The following is a 17,229-nucleotide window of genomic DNA, read 5'->3' on the forward strand; positions in this document are numbered from 1 at the left end:
GGCTGGGGTTGAGTTGGCGCTCAACGGTTTAATCCGTGCCTTCAGCCCCCGCAAGCCCTCCAGGCTTTTCCTCGCAAAATTTATTCCGGACAGTAGTGCGCGTTCGCGGGAGTGACGGGGATTAAAATTTCTGGCGCCATGCCTCAGCGTAGGAGCGGACTCCGTCCGCGATTGATCCCAGGCCGCACTGGACCACCCGGTGGCCCGAATAGCCCCGCTCCCTTCAGAACCCTGCCTACCCCACAACCCCCTTGCGCATGAACACCCGCGCAAAACCGTCCTCCGTGGCCCGGTGCGTTTCCTGGTAGCCCAGCTTCGTGTAGAGGGCGATGTTCTCGGTCATCAACTGGTTCGTATAGAGTTCGATGGCCTCAAGGCGCCGGGCCCGCGCATAGTCCTCGCAGAACGCCAGCAACGCCTTGCCGATGCCCCGGCCCTTGAACGCCGGCGCAACCGCGATGTTCTCCAGCAGCACTACCGGACTCTGGGGCGGAGCACCAGCACGCCGGCCACTTCGCCATCGAGGGCACACACGAACACATCGGCCTCGGCGATCACCTGCCGGTAGTCGTCGAGCATGGGCGCGGGCTTGCGGCCGATGCGCGGGATGTAGGGGCTGTAGGCCTCGTCTACCAGACGGGCGATGGCGGGGGCGTCGTCGGGGGTGGCTTGGCGGATTTCTCGTGCATCCATGGTCGCTGCCTGGTCATTGCCGGTGGAGAGGGCACTCTAGCGGATTCGCCTGCTGCCAGGCTCGCGGCATCCGAAACGGTACCTGGCCCCGCCTGGCGTCGGCGGGGCCAGGGCTGCGGTACCCGTCTCAGCCAAGCCGCATGCTCAGCTCGACGTCCTCGGCGAAAGGCACCGACAGGTAGCCGTTGCCGGCGTCGCGCACCCGCGCCAGGTACTCCGGGCTGTGGTCGGCGTTGTCGGCGACGATCAGCGCGCCGGGGCGCAGGCGGCTTTCCACCAGGGCGAGGATTTCCGGGTAGAGCGCCTTGGCGCCGTCGAGTAGCAGCAGGTCGATGCGCTCCGGCAGGTCGCGCGCCAGGGTCTGCAGGGCGTCGCCCTCGCGGATCTCCACCAGGTCGGCCAGGCCGCCGGCGCTCAGGTTGGCCCGGGCGCGCTGCACCTTGGACGGTTCGAACTCGCTGCCGATCAGGCGGCCGCCGCCGTTGTCGCGCAGGGCCGCGGCGAGGTGCAGGGTGGAGATGCCGAAGGAGGTGCCGAACTCCACGATGCTGCGTGCCTGGCAGCTGCGCGCCAGCATGTACAGCAGCGCGCCGGTGGCGCGCGAGACGGGGAGCGGCAGGTCCTTCAGGCGCCCGTAGAGGTCGCGGTACTCGGTCTTGCTGCCCATCAGGCGCGACAGTTCCTCGCCGGACAGGCCGGTGATGGCGGGGCTTCTGGCCGGCTCGCTGGCGTCGGCCTCGGCGAACAGGCGTTCCAGCAGGGCGGCGACGGGGGTGGTGGTGAGGGTGGTCATGGGGGGACTCCGAAGGTGGGTTGAGCGCTTCAGGGCGCCCGACTAGAATGCGACGAACTCGTCAGGTTTCACTATTCGCATTCCCGGAGTCCCCCATGGGCGAACGCCGCAGCCCGCGGATTTCCTCGCGCAAGCAGCCCCGGCAGGCCCGCTCGACCGAGCTGGTCGCCGCCATTCTCGACGCCGCTGTTCAGGTTCTGGCGAAGGAGGGCGCGCAGCGCTTCACCACCGCGCGGGTGGCCGAACGGGCCGGCGTCAGCGTCGGTTCGCTGTACCAGTACTTCCCGAACAAGGCGGCGATCCTGTTCCGCCTGCAGAGCGACGAATGGCGCCAGACCAGCGAGATGCTGCGCGGCATCCTCGAAGACACCCGGCAACCGCCCTTGGCGCGCCTGCGCACCCTGGTGCACGCCTTCGTCCGTTCGGAATGCGAGGAAGCGGCGGTCCGCACCGCGCTCAGCGACGCCGCGCCGCTGTACCGCGACGCGCCCGAGGCGCGGGAGGCCAAGGCGGCCGGCGAGCGCATCTTCCACAGCTTCATGGCGCAGGTGCTGCCCGATGCTTCGAGCGAGGCGCGGGCGCTGGCCGTGGACCTGGTCACGACCACGCTCGGCGCGGTGGGCAAGCAGTTCTCGGAAACGCCGCGGACGGATGAGGAAATCGAGCGTTATGCCGGGGCGATGGCGGATATGTTCTGTGCCTATCTTGGAACAGGCAGAGCAGCTTAAGGCCTTCGTTGTTCGTTATGGCAGATGAATAGCTTGTCTTAATGGGCCGGTGGTCGGGTTTTGCTGGGGAAGTGGTCGTTAATGTAGTTCCTGATTTTTTCTTTAAGTGTCAAATTCCAGACTGGCGTTGGCTCCTTGTACCCTGGAATTTTGCGTTGAGGACGGCATCCCCAACTGAGTTGGTTTCTCGAAGGCTCGGTTGCATAGTCCACCGTCGAGCTTGAGTACAGTGCGAGCATGAAGGATACGGTTCTGATGCAGCGCGTTACAATTCTCAAGCGGTCTTGAAGTGTCTGCCTCTCTGTGGGAGATGGATAATCGATTGGCATGAAATCCGGGCAGAAATCATATATCTGATCAGGATGCCCTAGCATGAAGTTTGTACAGTCGGTGAGCGCCCGGATGTTATTGTGTAGTGACCAATTCAGCACTTCACGTACATCTTCATAGGCATTCCTGCCATCTGCGAACTCCAGAATGGAGAATGGGAGAATAAAGTAATTTCTGTTCCATTCCGCCCTTGCTTCTTCATAACTTGTCAAGTATCCGTCGACCCGGTCTTTTGATTGTTTTTCTACGAGTGCTGAATGAATCCTAGAGGAGATCTCTGCCAGCTTGGCTGCTGAGAGCAATAGTGTTTTGGATGCGGCTTTGCGCTTTTCTATGTTGTGTCTGTATTCAGCAGCGTCATCGAAGTTTCGAGTAATGGCACCTCCTAAAATTCCCGTTACTAGGAATCCCGCCAAAAGAAGTGTCAAGGGGTGCCTTGCGATGGCATCAAGTCTTGAGACTTTTGATTGTGGGGTGTCTTCGGGCTGAAGGGTGTTGGTACTTCTTTTCATAAGGGACCTCCATGTCCGCCTCTATAGCTCATCAGGATGGTTCACCTATTCAGGTGTATTTGATTTTTAGCTGGTTTTTGTGGGGCTCTTATATTTATTGGCTTGATGGTTCTGAGCATTTAGGAATTATTCTTCCTGAAGTGCTAGGGCGGATAACCGTTCGCGGTTATCCGCCCTACGCCTGAGGGCGTTGCAATACCGAAAAAAATCCCCCGACCACTCGCGCGGCCAGGGGATGGAAACGCCGGTGCAGGGGGTAACGCGCCGGCGAGGTAGGACCTTTTCGCGTTACAGCCGGATCAGTACCGATTTCACCTCGGTGTAGTGCTCGATGGCGGCGGCGCCCATTTCGCGGCCCAGGCCGGACATCTTGTAGCCGCCGAAGGGCAGCGCCGGGTCCAGTGCGCTGTGGCAGTTCACCCAGACCGAGCCGGACTTGATCTTCGGGATCATCCGGTGCACCGCGCCCAGGTCGTTGGACCAGATGCTGGCGCCCAGGCCGTAGGGGCTGTCGTTGGCCAGGCGGATGGCTTCGTCGATGTCGTCGAAGGGCATGGCCACCAGCACCGGGCCGAAGATTTCCTCCTGCACCAGCGGGTTCTTCTGGTCCACGTCGACGATCACCGTCGGCTTGACGAAGTAGCCGGGGCCGAACTGTTCGCCGCCGCAGGCGATGGTGGCGCCTTTCTCGCGGCCCAGTTCGATGTAGTTGTGCACGCGCTGCTGCTGGCGGGCGGAGATCAGCGGGCCCATGTCCACGCTCGGGTCCAGGCCGTTGCCCAGCTTCATGCCGTTGGCGATGCCGGCGATGTCGGCCACCACGTTGTCGAAGTGCTTGCGCTGCACGTACAGGCGCGAGCCGGCGCAGCACACCTGGCCCTGGTTGAAGAAGATGGCCTGGGCGGCGCCGGCGGCGGCGCTGTTCAGGTCGGCGTCGGCGAGGACGATGGTCGGCGACTTGCCGCCCAGCTCCAGGGTCACGCGGGTCATGTTGTCCATGGCCGCCTTGCCGATTTCCTTGCCCACGGCGGTGGAGCCGGTGAAGGTCAGCTTGTCCACCAGCGGGTGGTGGGTGAGGGCGCTGCCTGCGTTGATGCCGGTGCCGGTGACGACGTTGAACACGCCCGCCGGGTAGCCGGCTTCCAGGGCCAGCTCGGCCAGCTTCAGGGCGCTGAGCGGGGTTTCGTCGGCCGGCTTGAGCACCACGCTGCAACCGGTGGCCAGGGCCGGGCCGAGTTTCCAGCAGGCCAGCAGCAGGGGGAAGTTCCAGGCGACGATGGCGCCGACCACGCCGACGGCCTCGCGGCGGATGAAGCCGTGGAAGTCGTCGTTGGGCATCAGCGGCATGGAGACGTCGACGCTGGCGCCTTCGATCTTGGTGGCCCAGCCGGCCATGTAGCGGAGGAAGTCGATGCCCAGCTGCACGTCCATGACCCGCGCCACGGCGGCGCTCTTGCCGTTGTTCAGGCATTCCAGCTCGGCCAGCAGGTCGGCGTCGCGCTCCATCAGGTCGGCGAGCTTCCATAGCAGGTTCTGCCGCTCGCGCGGACGCATGCGGCTCCAGGGCGAATCGTCGAAGGCCTGGCGGGCGGCGCGCACGGCGCGGTCGACGTCGGCGGCGCTGGCGGAGGGCACCTGGCAGAGCACTTCGCCGGTGGCCGGATTGCGCAGGTCCATGAGGGCGCCATCGGCGGCACCGGTCCAATCGGCACCGATGAGCATCTTCGGCGCGCGCTGCAGGAAGGCGCGGGATTCGGGCTTGATGGGCAGGGAAGCGAGCATTGCGGTTGCCTCTTGTTGAGTTGTCCCGACGGCTATCGCAACCGCTATGCCAAGCTGGTCTTGTTATTTCAACCTATTGAATTAAAAAGGGTTTTATTGGGTCCTGAGTATGCGGAGCGAATACCCGCTGTCGCAGCTTGCGACAGCCCTGAGACAGCCCCTGACGAAACAGCCCGCACGGGGCGGGCTGTTTCGAGGCGGGGTCGCGGCTCAGGCGTGGTGGATTTCGCGGTCCTTGGTTTCCGGCAGGAAGAAGGTGCCGAGGATGGCCGTCATCACCGCGATGATGATGGGGTACCAGAGGCCGTAGTAGATGTCCCCGGTAGCCGCCACCATGGCGAAGGCCACGGTGGGCAGGAAGCCGCCGAACCAGCCGTTGCCGATGTGGTAGGGCAGCGACATGGAGGTGTAGCGGATGCGCGCCGGGAAGAGTTCCACCAGCCAGGCGGCGATGGGGCCGTAGACCATGGTCACGTAGATCACCAGCACGGTGAGCAGCAGCAGGACCGCTAGGTGGTTGGTCTTGGCCGGATCGGCCTTCTCGGGGTAGCCCGCGTCCTTGAGGGCGGTGCCCATCTGTGCGGTGAAGGCCTCGGACTGCGCCTTGAAGTCCGCCGCCGCCAGGCCGCCGCCCTCGAAGCTGGCGATCACCTTGTCGCCGATGTGCACCTGGGCCACGGCGCCGCTCTCGGCCTTGACGTTCTGGTAGGGAATGGCCTTCTTCGCCAGCAGGCTCTTGGCCTGGTCGCAGGAGCTGGTGAATTTGGCCTTGCCCACCGGGTCGAACTGGAAGGCGCAGGCGGACGGGTCGGCGACCACGGTGACCGGGTTCTTCTCCTGCGCGGCGAACACGTCGGGGTTACCGAACTCGGTCAGGCCCTTGAAGATCGGGAAGTAGGTCAGGGCGGCGAGGATGCAGCCGGCCATGACGATCTTCTTGCGCCCGATGCGGTCGGACAGGCTGCCGAAGAACACGAAGAAGGGCGTGCCCAGCAACAGCGAGCCGGCGATCAGCAGGTTGGCGGTCTGCGCGTCTATCTTCAGCGTCTGCAGCAGGAAGAACAGCGCGTAGAACTGCCCGGTGTACCAGACCACCGCCTGGCCGGCGGTGCCGCCGAGCAGCGACATGATCACCACCTTGAGGTTGTCCCAGCGGGCGAAGGACTCGGTCAGCGGCGCCTTGGACGCCTTGCCTTCCTCCTTCATGCGCTTGAACACCGGCGACTCGGAGAGTTGCAGGCGGATGTACACCGAGATGGCCAGCAGCACGATGGAGAGCAGGAAGGGGATGCGCCAGCCCCAGGCCTCGAAGGCCTCGTTGCCCAGGGAGGTGCGGCAGGCCATGATCACCAGCAGCGAGAGGAACAGGCCGAGGGTGGCGGTGGTCTGGATCCACGAGGTGAAGAAGCCGCGCTTGCCCTGGGGCGCGTGCTCGGCCACGTAGGTCGCCGCGCCGCCGTACTCGCCGCCCAGCGCCAGGCCCTGCAGCAGGCGCAGGCTGATCAGGATGACCGGCGCCGCCACGCCTATGCTGGCATAGCTGGGCAGCATGCCCACCACGGCGGTGGAGATGCCCATGATGACGATGGTGATGAGGAAGGTGTACTTGCGCCCCACCAGATCGCCCAGGCGGCCGAACACGATGGCGCCGAAGGGGCGCACCGCAAAGCCGGCGGCGAAGGCCAGCAGGGCGAAGATGAAGGCCGTCGTCTCGTTGACCCCGGCGAAGAAGTGCTTCGCGATGATCGCCGCGAGCGAGCCGTAGAGGTAGAAGTCGTACCACTCGAAGACGGTGCCCAGGGAGGAGGCGAAGATGACCTTGCGCTCCTCCCGGGTGATGCCGTTGTGGGGTGTGTTGCCCGCGGCCGGGCTGTAGGTCTGCGCCATGTTCTTCTCCGTCTTGTTCTTGTGATGGGCCGGAGTCCTTAACCACCGTTGCCGCACTCGGGCCATGGGGTTGATGCAGCGGAACACGGATAGTCGAAGCGAGACTGCAGACAGGCTTCAGGCTGGCCCGGCAAGGCGTGCGGGCCATCTAGAAGCATAAACGCCATCTTCCAGATATCCAGCCGCGGCGGATCGGCTAGAACCAAGGGTGCTGTCTCAGGCTGCAATGGTTGTCGCGAATTGCAACGCCGCGTGGCCCCTGGCCTTGCGCCAAGCGACTGTCATGCAAGGTCTTTTCGCTGCTGGCACACAATATGTAGAGGCCCGGATGCGCAATCCCGCGAACACAGGCGGGAAGCATTCCAAGGAGGCCCGATTTGAAGAGGACGTTCACCCCATCGCCCGTGTTCCCCGGGCTTGGCGCCTTTGTCGCCACCTGCCTGCTGCTGTGGTTCCTGCCGTTGCTGGGCAATGCCTGGCTGTGGGCCAGTGCCGTGCTCATCGCCCTGGGTGCCGTGCGGCCCCGGTGGCGCGCCCTGGCCTGGCCGCTGGCCCTGGGGGCGCTGTGCGGCGCCTGCCTGGCGCTGGCGCTGCACCTGCTGGCCGACCATTTCCAGCTGCGCTACGCCTGGCTCTACAGCAGCGCCGCCTTGCCCGGCTACCTGAAGATGGCCAACCTCTGGGGCGGCGACGAGGGCACCGTACTGTTGCTGGCCACCTTCTGCATGGCCATCGCTGCCGGCCAGGCGCGCCAGGCCGGCTGGGCCGGGCGTTGCGGGGCGCTGGTGGCCGCCTGGTACGCGGCCACCGCGGCCTGGCTCGGGCCCTTTTCCGCCACCCCGGCGGACTGGCTGGCGGCGCAGCCCAACCAGGGCATGAACGCCCACCTGCAGACCTTCTGGATGGCCTTCCACGCGCCCCTGGTGCTGGCCGCCTACGCCTGGGCCCTGGCGCCGGCCGGGGCGGCGCTGGATGCCCTGGGCGGTGGCGGCGAGACCTATGGCGCGGTGGCCCTGCGCTACGGCCGGCGCGCCTGGCTGGTGCTCAGCGCCGGCATAGGCGCGGGCATGGCCTGGGCCATGGAGGACTTCACCTTCGGCCAGCTGTGGCACTGGGACCCGGTGCAGACCTCGGCCTTCGTGGTCTGGGCGCTGCTCGGCGCGGTGCTGCACGGCGCGCGGCGCTGGCGCCCGGATGGGGCCAACCGGCGCCTGTTGCCATGGCTCAGCCTGCTGGCGGCGGCCATGGCCTGCGGCGCCATGGCGGTGACGCGCAGCACGGTGCTGGCCAGCTCGCACCGCTACATAGGCACCACCTCCTGGCTGGCCCACCTGGGCCTGGCCGCGGTACTGCTGGCGCTGGCCGGCTGGGCGACGCTGCGGGCGCGCCGCGGGGCAGGGCGCAAGGCCCGCTCGGACTGGACCCTGGACGTGGCCATCTACCTGTTCGCCGGCAGCGCGCTGCTGGCCCTGGGCGCGCTGCTGCAGGCGCACCTCTATGAATGGCTGGGGCTGGAGCGCCCGGGCGACCTCAAGCCGTTCTTCGAGACGCTCACCGCCTGGGCCACCACCGACGAGATGAACGGCCTGCGCCGCGCCTTCGACCATTGGGACGTGGATGGCTACGGCCTGGTGCGCTGGCTGCTGCCACTGCTGGGCCTGCTCGGGCTGATCGGCGGCTACAGCTTCCTGCGCCGCAGCGGCTGGCCCAGGCTGGCGCTGGCGGCGAGCCTGGCGATGGCCGTGGCCATGCTGCTGGTGGGCTGGCACGGCGGCTGGCTGAGCGCCGGCTACAGCGGCCAGGGCATGCTTTCGCAGAACGTCGTGGTGGTGCTGCCCTGGCTGGACGCGGCGTTGCTGGGCGGGGCCTTCCTGCTGGCGTCCTGCGCCTTCTGGTGCGTGCTCGCCCTGTGGCGCAGCCGGCGCCTGGGCAACCTGCGCTACAGCGGCGGGGTGGCGCTGATCCACGGCGGCGCGGTGGTCGCCCTGGTCGGCGGGCTGGCCGCCACGGCGCTGAACACCTACCTGCAGGTGACCATCCCGCCGGGGGCCTCCTTCGAGCAATGGCAGGCGCTGGCCAACGGCATGCAGCTGCGGGTGCTGCCCGACAGCACCCGGGCGGATCGCGCCGGCTACCACTCGGTGGCGCGGGTGGAGCTGCGCGACGGCGGCCGCCAGCTGGAGGGCCATGCGCTGTTCCAGGACAGCCGCGGCAACCCGCCGGCCTACCAGGGCCCGGTGCGGCAATTGTGCGAGATCCTCGACTACCACTACGCGCGCTTCGCCTCGGACCGCGGCTACGTGCTGCACCCCTTCATCATCCGCGGCTGGCTGGGCGACCTGCAGGTGTGGGTGCCGGCCTCGCCGCGGCTGATGGGGCAGGCCGGCGACGCCATCGAGAGCCTGGTGGTGATCCGCCGCTACCCGCTGCTGTCGTTCGTCTGGACCGGGCTGGCCTGCATGCTGCTCGGCGCCTTGCTGCTGCCCGGCACGGGCACATCGCGCAAGCGCGTCCATACTGCATCCCAGGCGCGTCCCGAGGGCTTGTCTCAGAGTTAGACAGCAATCGCGAAATTAGACGTGCCAACTTGTCGCAGGGTGGCCCGCAAACCCGTCGAAGGCCTGATTCGGCGGGGCTTGCGCAGTAGTGGCACACAACCTGCTAAACAGCTGGAGAGCTAGACGGAACCAGCTGTTCGCCCAGCGGTGGGCACAGAACAATTTCAACAAGAAACACCGAGGAGGCCTGATCTTGAAGATGACACGACTTCGGCACTACCTGGGCGCCGGAACCCTGGCCGCAATGGCCATGGCCTTGCAGCAGCCGGCCCACGCCGCCGATGGCCAGACCATCATCAACGCCAAGTGCATGGCGTGCCACACCCCAGAGGGCAACAATTCCCTGAGCCGCATCAGCCACCAGCGCAAGACGCCGGAGGGCTGGCTGATGAGCATCGCGCGGATGCAGGTGATGTACGGCCTGAAGATCAGCGACGAGGATCGCCGCGCGGTGGTCAAGTTCCTCGCCGACAAGCAGGGCCTGGCGCCCAGCGAGACCGATGGCGTGCGCTACGCCCTGGAGCGCCGGCTGAACACCGTCGAGCACTTCGATAGCAACTTCGAGCAGATGTGCGCCCGCTGCCACTCGGCCGCGCGCATCGCCCTGCAGCGCCGCCCGGCGGCGGAATGGGAGAAGCTGGTGAACTTCCACCTGGGCCGCTGGCCGTCGCTGGAATACCAGGCGCTGTCCCGCGACCGCGACTGGTTCGACCTGGCGAAGAAGGAGATGGTCCCGGAACTGGCCAAGCGCTTCCCGCTGGACAGCAAGGCCTGGAGCGATTGGCAGAAGAACCGGCCGAAGGCCGAGTCCCTGGCCGGGGAATGGAGCTTCGCCGGGCACATGCCGGGCAAGGGCGACGTGGCCGGCACCATGAATGTCAGCGGCGGCGCCGACGACCAGTTCAAGCTCAGCGTCAAGGGCCAGTATGCCGACGGCACCCCGTTCAACGGCGAGGGCAGCGCGGTGCTGTACAACGGCTTCGAATGGCGCGGCAACGTCACCGTGGGCGACGTGACCATGCGCCAGGTGTTCGCCGCGCTGAAGGGCCAGATGCAGGGCCGCATGTTCGACAAGGCCCATGACGAACTCGGCCTGGACTTCGTCGCCGCGCAGAACGGCACCAGCCACGTGCTGGGCGTGCAGCCGGCGTACCTGAAGGCTGGCAGCGAGACCGAGGTCAGCGTCATCGGCAGTGGGCTGAAGGGCAAGCCGTCGTTCGGCAAGGGCGTGGAGGTGCTCTCGGTGGTGTCCGAAACCCCCGAACGCGTGACCGTGAAGGTCAAGGCCGACGCAGCGGCCGCGGCCGGCGAGCGCGAGGTCAGCGTCGGCACTGCCAAGGGCGGCAGCCTGGCGGTCTACAAGGACATCGCCGAGGTCAAGGTGGTGCCGGAGTTCTCCGTCTCGCGCATCGGCGGCAACGGCGGCTCCACGCCCAAGGTGCAGGGCAGCTTCGACGCCGAGGCCTGGGGCAAGGGCGCCGACGGCAAGCCGTTCCGCATCGGCGTGTTCCCGGCCAAGTGGTCGGTGGAGCCCTTCGACGACCGTGCGAAAGAGGACCAGGACGTCAAGTTCGCCGGTGTGATGGACGCCGCCAGCGGCGTGTTCACCCCGGGCGACGCCGGCCCCAACCCCGAGCGCAAGATGATGACCAACAACGCCGGCAACCTGAAGGTGATCGCCGCCGTGGACGACGCCGGCAAGACGCACCAGGGCGAAGGCCACATGATCGTCACCGTGCAGCGCTGGAACAACCCGCCGATCCCGTGATCCACCGCGTCACACGGGTTCGGATGAACTGAACGCATGAACCCCGCCCGCGGGCGGGGCGTACCAAGCAAGTTCCGGGAGGTCGCCATGGGCGCCATCTTGAATCTGGTCGAACGCAACCTGCACGAAGTGCGGGTGGACGCCGACCGCCTGTTGTTCCACATCCCCAGCTCCTCGCTGTTCGCCAGCGACGAGCTGACCGGCGGGATCATCGATGCCCTGCGCGGGCACGCCTGCTCGCCGGACGAGCTGACGCAGCGCCTGGCCGGGCGCTTCGAGGCCAACGAGATCGACGAGACCCTGCGCGAGCTGATCGCGCTGGAGCTGGTCAGCGACGGCTCGCCGCTCACCCCTGAAATCGGCATCAAGAAAGTCGACCGCACCGCGCTCAACACCGTGGTGCTGAACGTCAACACCGGCTGCAATCTCAGCTGCACCTACTGCTACAAGGAAGACCTGGACAAGCCCTCCGCCGGCAAGAAGATGGGCGCGGAAACCGCCGAGGCCTCGGTGGAGATGCTGCTCAGGGAATCGCCCGACGAGAAGCGCTACACCGTGGTGTTCTTCGGTGGTGAGCCGCTGTCCAACCGGCCGCTGATCGAGCACATGGTGGCCTACTGCGAGCGCCGCTTCGGCGAGCTGGGCAAGGTGGTGGACTTCGTCATGACCACCAACGCCACGCTGCTCACCGAAGAGATCGTCGACTGGCTCAACGCCCACCGCTTCGGCCTGTCCGTCAGCATCGACGGGCCCAAGACCGTGCACGACCGCAACCGCATCACCGTGGGCGGGCAGGGCACCTACGACGTGGTGCGGCGCAAGGCCGACATGCTGCTGTCGCGCTACAACAGCCGCCCGGTGGGCGCGCGGGTGACCCTGACCACCGGCGTCACCGACGTCGAGACCATCTGGGACCACCTGTTCAACGAACTGGGCTTCGCCGAGGTCGGCTTCGCCCCGGTGACCTCGGGCGACATCAGCAGCTTCAACCTGACCGGCGAGGAGCTCAAGCAGGTCTTCGCCAACATGAAGGCCCTGGGCCGCCGCTACCTGGCGGAGGCGCTGGAGGGGCGCAACATCGGCTTCTCCAACCTGCACCAGCTGATCACCGACATCCACGAGGGCCAGAAGAAGGCCCTGCCGTGCGGCGCCGGGCTGAAGATGCTGGCGGTGGACCACAAGGGCGAGCTGAACCTGTGCCACCGCTTCACCGGCTCCTCGCTGCCGACCTTCGGCAACGTGCACGCCGGGGTCAAGCAGGCCGAGCTGAACGACTTCCTCTCGCAGCGCCTGGACCGCACCGACACCGGCTGCGCCAGCTGCCGCATCCGCAACCTGTGTTCCGGCGGCTGCTACCACGAGAGCTACGCGCGCTACGGCGACCCGGCGCACCCCACCTACCACTACTGCGAACTGATGAGGGACTGGGTGGACTTCGGCATCGAGGTCTACAGCCGGATCATGGCCTCGAACCCCAGCTTCATCGACCGCCACATCACTCCGCGGAAGGCGCACTGACATGAAACATCTCAAAGCGATCAACAACAAGGCACAGCAGCTGGAGCAGGCTGCCGCCGAGGACCGCATCGAGGACGTGGTGGCGATGAACTCGGTCGCCGGCTGCGCCTCCACCACCGACCCGGGCTGGGAGATCGACGTGTTCGGCGGCGTCTCCTCGCTGTGCCAGCCGATGGAGGCCGACCTCTACGGCTGCTCCGACCCCTGCTGGTGGCCGGCCCAGGTGCCGGACATGATGAGCACCTACCCCGACTGGAACAAGGACGCCCAGGCCTCCGCGGAGAACTGGCGCAACCTCGGCACCGTATTCCCGGACGACAAATGAGCGGACAGAAGAACAAGAGGAAGCACTGCATGTCCAGAAAAGCATTCGCCGCCGTCCTCGGTGGCCTCTCGCTGGCCTGCGCGCTGCACGCCGCAGCCGCCGCCAACGAGGACAAGGCCCTGGAAAGTGGCCACGAGTACCTGGTGTCCACCAACTACCCGAACAACCTGCACGTCATCGACATGCAGACCGACAAGCTCTACAAGACCTGTACCGTTCCCGGCGCCTACGGCCCGGGCATGATCCAGCTGTCGCCGGACCGCAAGATCGCCTACGTGCTGAGCAACCACTACGCGGACATCTACGGCCTGCAACTGGACGACTGCAAGCCGGTGTTCCATGCCACCATCGCGCAGAAGGCGGGCGAGAACGCGCGCTCGATGTTCTCCATGACCGTCAGCCACGACGGCAAGGAGGTCTACGCCATCGCCAACCCGACGCTGATCCTCGCCGAGCACTACGAGGTGCAGCCGCCGCGCCTGCAGGTCTACGCCGCCGATGGCGGCATGGACGCCAAGCCGATCCGCACCTTCCCGGCACCGCGCCAGCTGACCATCATGCAGACCGGCGACGATGGCACCCTGTACGTGGCCGGCCCGGACATCTACAAGGTGGACGTGAAGACCGGCAAGTTCGACGTGCTGATCCCCAGCCGCAACTGGAAGCGCCCGAACTACGCGGCGCCGGACGTGCTCTACGTGTGGAACCAGCAGACCTACCCGCGCGACTTCTCGCTGCTGTACACCACCGCGAAGTTCAAGGACGCCAAGCAGGACCCGGCCACCGCCGACTACCTGTACGGCTTCTTCAACATCGACCTGGCCACCGGCAAGACCGAGACCGTCGACTTCGGCCCGGTCACCGAGGTGTACTTCAGCGGCATCCGCTCGCCGAAGGACCGCAACGTGATGTACGGCGTGCTCAACCGCCTGGTCAAGTACGACATCAAGGCGCAGAAGCTGGAGAAGGCGGCCAACCTCGACCACTCCTACTACTGCCTGACCGCCAACAAGGCCGGCACCAAGCTGTACCTGACCGGCACCCTGAACGACGTGGCGATCTTCGACGCCGACAGCCTGGAACGCATCGGCGACCTGAAGCTGCCCGGCGGCGACATGGCGATCACCACCAGCCAGGCCTTCATCCGCTGAAAACGCCGGGCGCCGCCTGCTGGCGGCGCCCGGTCGGGCTTTTTTTCAGGCGCCGGGGTCGACGACCTCCGGCTCCGCTTCCTCCGTGCTCAGGTAGCGTTGTGCGCCGCAATGGCTGCAGCGCTGGTGGAGCATCAGCACCTCGCCCACGCGGGTGGGCACGCCCTCGCTCCAGCGGCAGCCCAGGAAAAAGCAGCGTAATCGCATGAGACCTCCCGTCGGGAGCGGCTCCCGACCGCAGAACAGGCAGAGTGGGTTCGGATCGCCCCGGCTTGTTCTTGTCTGGCGACGGTCGCGGCCAGCATCCGCCCGGCACTCTAGAATGGGCAATCTAATCGACGCGGGGCCCGTGGGGCGGGGCCTGTCGCTCCAACTGCCGTCGTCTTTTCGGGCGATTGACCCGCCGGGGCATATCCCTAGCATCCGGGGGTGACGGCGGCTGCGCGCCCGGTGTGCGCGCCAGGTTTCGAACGATGGGGGCCACGAGGGCCCGGGGTGACGAGATGAGCAAGAACAGCAAAGGCCGCGCACTGGTGACCGGCGCTTCCGCCGGTATAGGCGCGGCCTACGCCCAGCGCCTGGCGGAGCGGGGCCACGACCTGCTGCTGGTGGCCCGCGACCGGGAGCGGCTGACGGCCCTGGCCGCCTGCCTGCAGGCCGAGTACGGGGTGGACGTCGACATACTGCCGGCGGACCTGACCGAAGCGAAGGAACGCGCCCGGGTGGAAGCGCGCCTGGCCGGGGACGCCGGCATCGACATGCTGGTGAACAACGCCGGGATGGCGGTCAAGGGCAGCATGGTGGAGGCGGGGCTGGACCAGCTGGAGCAGATGATCACCCTCAACGTGCTGGCCTCGGCACGCCTGGCCGGCTGCGCGGCCAAGGCCTTCGCCGCGAAGGGGCGGGGCACCATCGTCAACCTCACCTCGATCCTGGCCCTGGCGCCGGAGCAGTTCAACGGCGTGTACAGCGGCACCAAGGCCTTCCTGCTCAACCTGAGCATCTCGCTGCAGCAGGAACTGGCGCCCCTGGGTGTGCGCGTGCAGGCGGTGCTGCCGGGCGCCACCCGCACGGAAATCTGGGACCGCTCGGGCACCGACGTCCCGGAAGACATCCTCATGGAAGTCGGCCACATGGTCGACGCCGCCCTGGCCGGGCTGGACCAGGGCGAGCTCATCACCATCCCGGCGCTGCCCGACATGCGGGACTTCGAGGCCTACACCCAGGCCCGGCAGAACCTGGCGCCCTTCCTCTCCGGCCGCCTGCCGGCGGAGCGCTACGGCGTGCAGGTGGAATCGACCCCGTAGGGCGCATAACGCCTACGGCGTCATCCGCCAAATCGCGGACGGAGTCCGCTCCTACGGTTCCAGGAAGCACGGACGTAGGAGCGGACTCCGTCCGCGATTGGATTCACCGGCCGCGCCGGACATCCCGGTGGCGCGACCAACGGCGGATAACCGCGAACGGTTATTCGCCCTACGTCGCCCCACCCATGCTATTCCCCTGTAGGAGCGGGCCCTGCGCGCGAAATCGCGCTCCTACAGTTCGCTCGCGATATCGCGCTTGAGATAGCGCCGGGTGCTTTCCAGGATGCGTTCGGACAATGCCGGGTCGGCCACGCTGCGCGACAGCAGCAGGGCGCCGACCAGGGTCGCCAGGGTCGCCACCGCCTGGTCCGCCGGATGCTCCGCGGGCAGGACCTTCTCCAGCCGCTCCAGGCGCTGGGTCAGGGCCCGGTCGGTGGTCGGGCTGGGGCGGCCGCGGGCGCCCAGTTCGGCGCTCAGGGTGGGGAAGGGGCAGCCGCGCTCGGGGTGGTCGCGATGCTGCTCGGAGAGGTAGTCGTCGATGAAGTTCGCCAGCGCGTTCGGCCCGCGGAAGGTCTCGCCGGCCACCTCGGCGAGCTGGTCGGAGGCCGCCTGCAGGGCGATCTCCACCAGCTCTTCCTTGGACTTGAAGTGCGCGTAGAAACCACCGTGGGTCAGCCCCAGGGCCTTCATCAGGGTCTGCAGGCCGGTGGCTTCGACGCCTTCGCTGCGGAAACGCCGCGAGGCCTCGTCGATGATGCGCTGGCGCGTCTGGGCCTTGTGGTCGTCGGGGTAGCGCATGGGGCTGGTCCTGGATCGAATGACATGTTGATCGTCATTCTAACCCCGAAACCGGAACTGCGCCGAACGGCCTCAGACCAGGCTGTCGGGATCGCCGACGAACATACTGATGCGCGAGCGCAGCCAGCGTTCGGCCGGGTCATTGTCCTGGGCGCCGCGCCAGACCATGGACAGCTCGGCAGGGCGCGGGGTGAAGGGCGGCTCCTCGGCGCGCAGGCCGCCGGCGGCGGTCAGCGCCAGGGCCGCGTAGTCCGGCACCGTGGCGATCAGGTCGGTGCCGGCGAGCAGGGCGCCCAGGCCGTTGAACTGCGGCACCGCCAGCACCACCTGGCGCTTGCGCTCCACCGCGGCCAACTGCTCGTCGACGAAGCCTTCCAGGTCGCCGGCGTAGGACACCATGGCATGGGGTCGGGTGCAGTAGTCGTCCAGGCTCAGCTGGCCGGGCACCGAATCGGCGCGCAGCACCTTCCACTTGCTGCGGCGCAGGGTCTTGCGCTTGGCGTTGGCCGGCAGCTCGTCGGTATAGCTGACGCCCACGGAAATCTCGCCGGAGGCCAGCAACTGCGGCATCAGCAGGTAGTTGGCGCGGCGCACCACCAGGACGATGCCCGGCGCCTCGGAGCGCAGGCGGCGCAGCAGCGCCGGCAGCAGGCCGAACTCGACGTCGTCGGACAGGCCGATGCGGAACACCGACTTGCTGGTGGCCGGGTCGAAGTCGGCGGCACGGCTCAGGGCGGTGGAAATGGAATCCAGCGCCGGCGACAGGTGGCCGAAGATCTCCTGGGCCCGGGCGGTGGGCTCCATACTGCGGCCGGTGCGGACGAACAGCGGGTCGTCGAACAGGTTGCGCAGGCGCGCCAGGGCCGCGCTGATCGCCGGCTGGCCGAGGAACAGCTTCTCGGCGGCGCGGGTCACGCTGCGTTCGTGCATCAGCGTTTCGAAGACGATCAACAGGTTGAGGTCAACCTTGCGGAGGTCGTTGCGGTTCATGGGCTCTCCCTGACGATGGGGGAAAAGTGAAGCGCGGCGCGTCTGGCGTCAAGGTCTGACAGATAAGTCCTTGATCATTTTCCGCATTC

Annotated in this window: 16 protein-coding genes; 7 read left to right on the forward strand and 9 right to left on the reverse strand. The window is 66.8% G+C overall.

Annotation, left to right across the window (positions count from 1 at the left end):
- Positions 1–235: 235 nt before the first annotated feature.
- From PKO50_RS34115 to PKO50_RS14490, 3 genes are all read right to left on the reverse strand, one after another.
- Entirely contained in the window at positions 236–475 is a 240-nt protein-coding gene (locus PKO50_RS34115) for a GNAT family N-acetyltransferase (protein ID WP_346770509.1), read from the reverse strand.
- Complete coding sequence (locus tag PKO50_RS34120) at positions 475–693, reverse strand: hypothetical protein (RefSeq protein ID WP_346770510.1); 219 nt, start codon at positions 691–693, stop codon at positions 475–477. Before PKO50_RS34120 ends, PKO50_RS34115 begins: the two co-directional genes overlap by 1 nt.
- 127 nt (positions 694–820) lie before the next feature.
- A complete protein-coding gene (locus PKO50_RS14490; RefSeq protein WP_275630116.1) occupies positions 821–1,486 on the reverse strand; it encodes an O-methyltransferase in 666 nt (221 codons plus the stop codon).
- Between the two features lie 95 nt (positions 1,487–1,581).
- Here PKO50_RS14490 and PKO50_RS14495 point away from each other — a divergent pair, with 95 nt between their 5' ends.
- Positions 1,582–2,214, forward strand: a complete 633-nt coding sequence (locus tag PKO50_RS14495; RefSeq protein WP_275630117.1) for a TetR family transcriptional regulator — start codon at positions 1,582–1,584, stop codon at positions 2,212–2,214.
- A gap of 38 nt (positions 2,215–2,252) precedes the next feature.
- Here the strand turns inward: PKO50_RS14495 and PKO50_RS14500 are convergent, their stop codons facing one another.
- From PKO50_RS14500 to PKO50_RS14510, 3 genes are all read right to left on the reverse strand, one after another.
- Positions 2,253–3,056, reverse strand: coding sequence for a hypothetical protein (locus tag PKO50_RS14500; protein WP_275630118.1), 804 nt, complete (start codon positions 3,054–3,056; stop codon positions 2,253–2,255).
- 288 nt (positions 3,057–3,344) lie between these two features.
- A complete protein-coding gene (locus PKO50_RS14505) occupies positions 3,345–4,838 on the reverse strand; it encodes an aldehyde dehydrogenase family protein (RefSeq protein WP_089392125.1) in 1,494 nt (497 codons plus the stop codon).
- Between the two features lie 210 nt (positions 4,839–5,048).
- Positions 5,049–6,725, reverse strand: coding sequence for an MFS transporter (locus PKO50_RS14510; protein WP_275630119.1), 1,677 nt, complete (start codon positions 6,723–6,725; stop codon positions 5,049–5,051).
- A gap of 377 nt (positions 6,726–7,102) precedes the next feature.
- Here PKO50_RS14510 and ccsA point away from each other — a divergent pair, with 377 nt between their 5' ends.
- The 5 genes from ccsA to peaD all read left to right on the forward strand — a co-directional run bounded on the left by ccsA (position 7,103) and on the right by peaD (position 14,045).
- Complete coding sequence (gene ccsA / locus PKO50_RS14515) at positions 7,103–9,283, forward strand: cytochrome c biogenesis protein CcsA (protein ID WP_275630120.1); 2,181 nt, start codon at positions 7,103–7,105, stop codon at positions 9,281–9,283.
- 199 nt (positions 9,284–9,482) lie between these two features.
- A complete protein-coding gene (gene peaA, locus PKO50_RS14520) occupies positions 9,483–11,051 on the forward strand; it encodes a quinohemoprotein amine dehydrogenase subunit alpha (protein WP_275630478.1) in 1,569 nt (522 codons plus the stop codon).
- An 87-nt stretch (positions 11,052–11,138) separates the two neighbouring features.
- Complete coding sequence (peaB, locus tag PKO50_RS14525; protein WP_275630121.1) at positions 11,139–12,569, forward strand: quinohemoprotein amine dehydrogenase maturation protein; 1,431 nt, start codon at positions 11,139–11,141, stop codon at positions 12,567–12,569.
- 1 nt (position 12,570) lies between these two features.
- Positions 12,571–12,894, forward strand: a complete 324-nt coding sequence (qhpC, locus tag PKO50_RS14530; protein ID WP_009620363.1) for a quinohemoprotein amine dehydrogenase subunit gamma — start codon at positions 12,571–12,573, stop codon at positions 12,892–12,894.
- Between the two features lie 29 nt (positions 12,895–12,923).
- Positions 12,924–14,045 carry a quinohemoprotein amine dehydrogenase subunit beta gene (gene peaD, locus PKO50_RS14535; RefSeq protein ID WP_275630122.1) on the forward strand — a complete coding sequence of 374 codons (1,122 nt, stop codon included), beginning with the start codon at positions 12,924–12,926 and terminating at the stop codon, positions 14,043–14,045.
- A gap of 45 nt (positions 14,046–14,090) precedes the next feature.
- Here the strand turns inward: peaD and PKO50_RS14540 are convergent, their stop codons facing one another.
- Complete coding sequence (locus PKO50_RS14540; protein ID WP_177412012.1) at positions 14,091–14,252, reverse strand: PSPA7_2676 family Cys-rich small protein; 162 nt, start codon at positions 14,250–14,252, stop codon at positions 14,091–14,093.
- Positions 14,253–14,548: 296 nt separating this feature from the next.
- Between PKO50_RS14540 and PKO50_RS14545 the strand changes: the two genes are divergently transcribed.
- The gene (locus tag PKO50_RS14545) at positions 14,549–15,352 is read left to right on the forward strand and encodes an SDR family oxidoreductase (RefSeq protein ID WP_275630123.1); all 804 of its coding nucleotides are present in this window, start codon (positions 14,549–14,551) and stop codon (positions 15,350–15,352) included.
- Between the two features lie 231 nt (positions 15,353–15,583).
- Here PKO50_RS14545 and PKO50_RS14550 read toward each other — a convergent pair whose 3' ends face one another.
- Positions 15,584–16,150, reverse strand: coding sequence for a TetR/AcrR family transcriptional regulator (locus PKO50_RS14550; protein ID WP_275630124.1), 567 nt, complete (start codon positions 16,148–16,150; stop codon positions 15,584–15,586).
- A 72-nt stretch (positions 16,151–16,222) separates the two neighbouring features.
- The gene (locus PKO50_RS14555; protein WP_109934004.1) at positions 16,223–17,140 is read right to left on the reverse strand and encodes a LysR substrate-binding domain-containing protein; all 918 of its coding nucleotides are present in this window, start codon (positions 17,138–17,140) and stop codon (positions 16,223–16,225) included.
- Between the last annotated feature and the right edge of the window lie 89 nt (positions 17,141–17,229).

The organism is Pseudomonas sp. 273 (assembly GCF_029201425.1).
Lineage (GTDB): Bacteria > Pseudomonadota > Gammaproteobacteria > Pseudomonadales > Pseudomonadaceae > Pseudomonas > Pseudomonas delhiensis.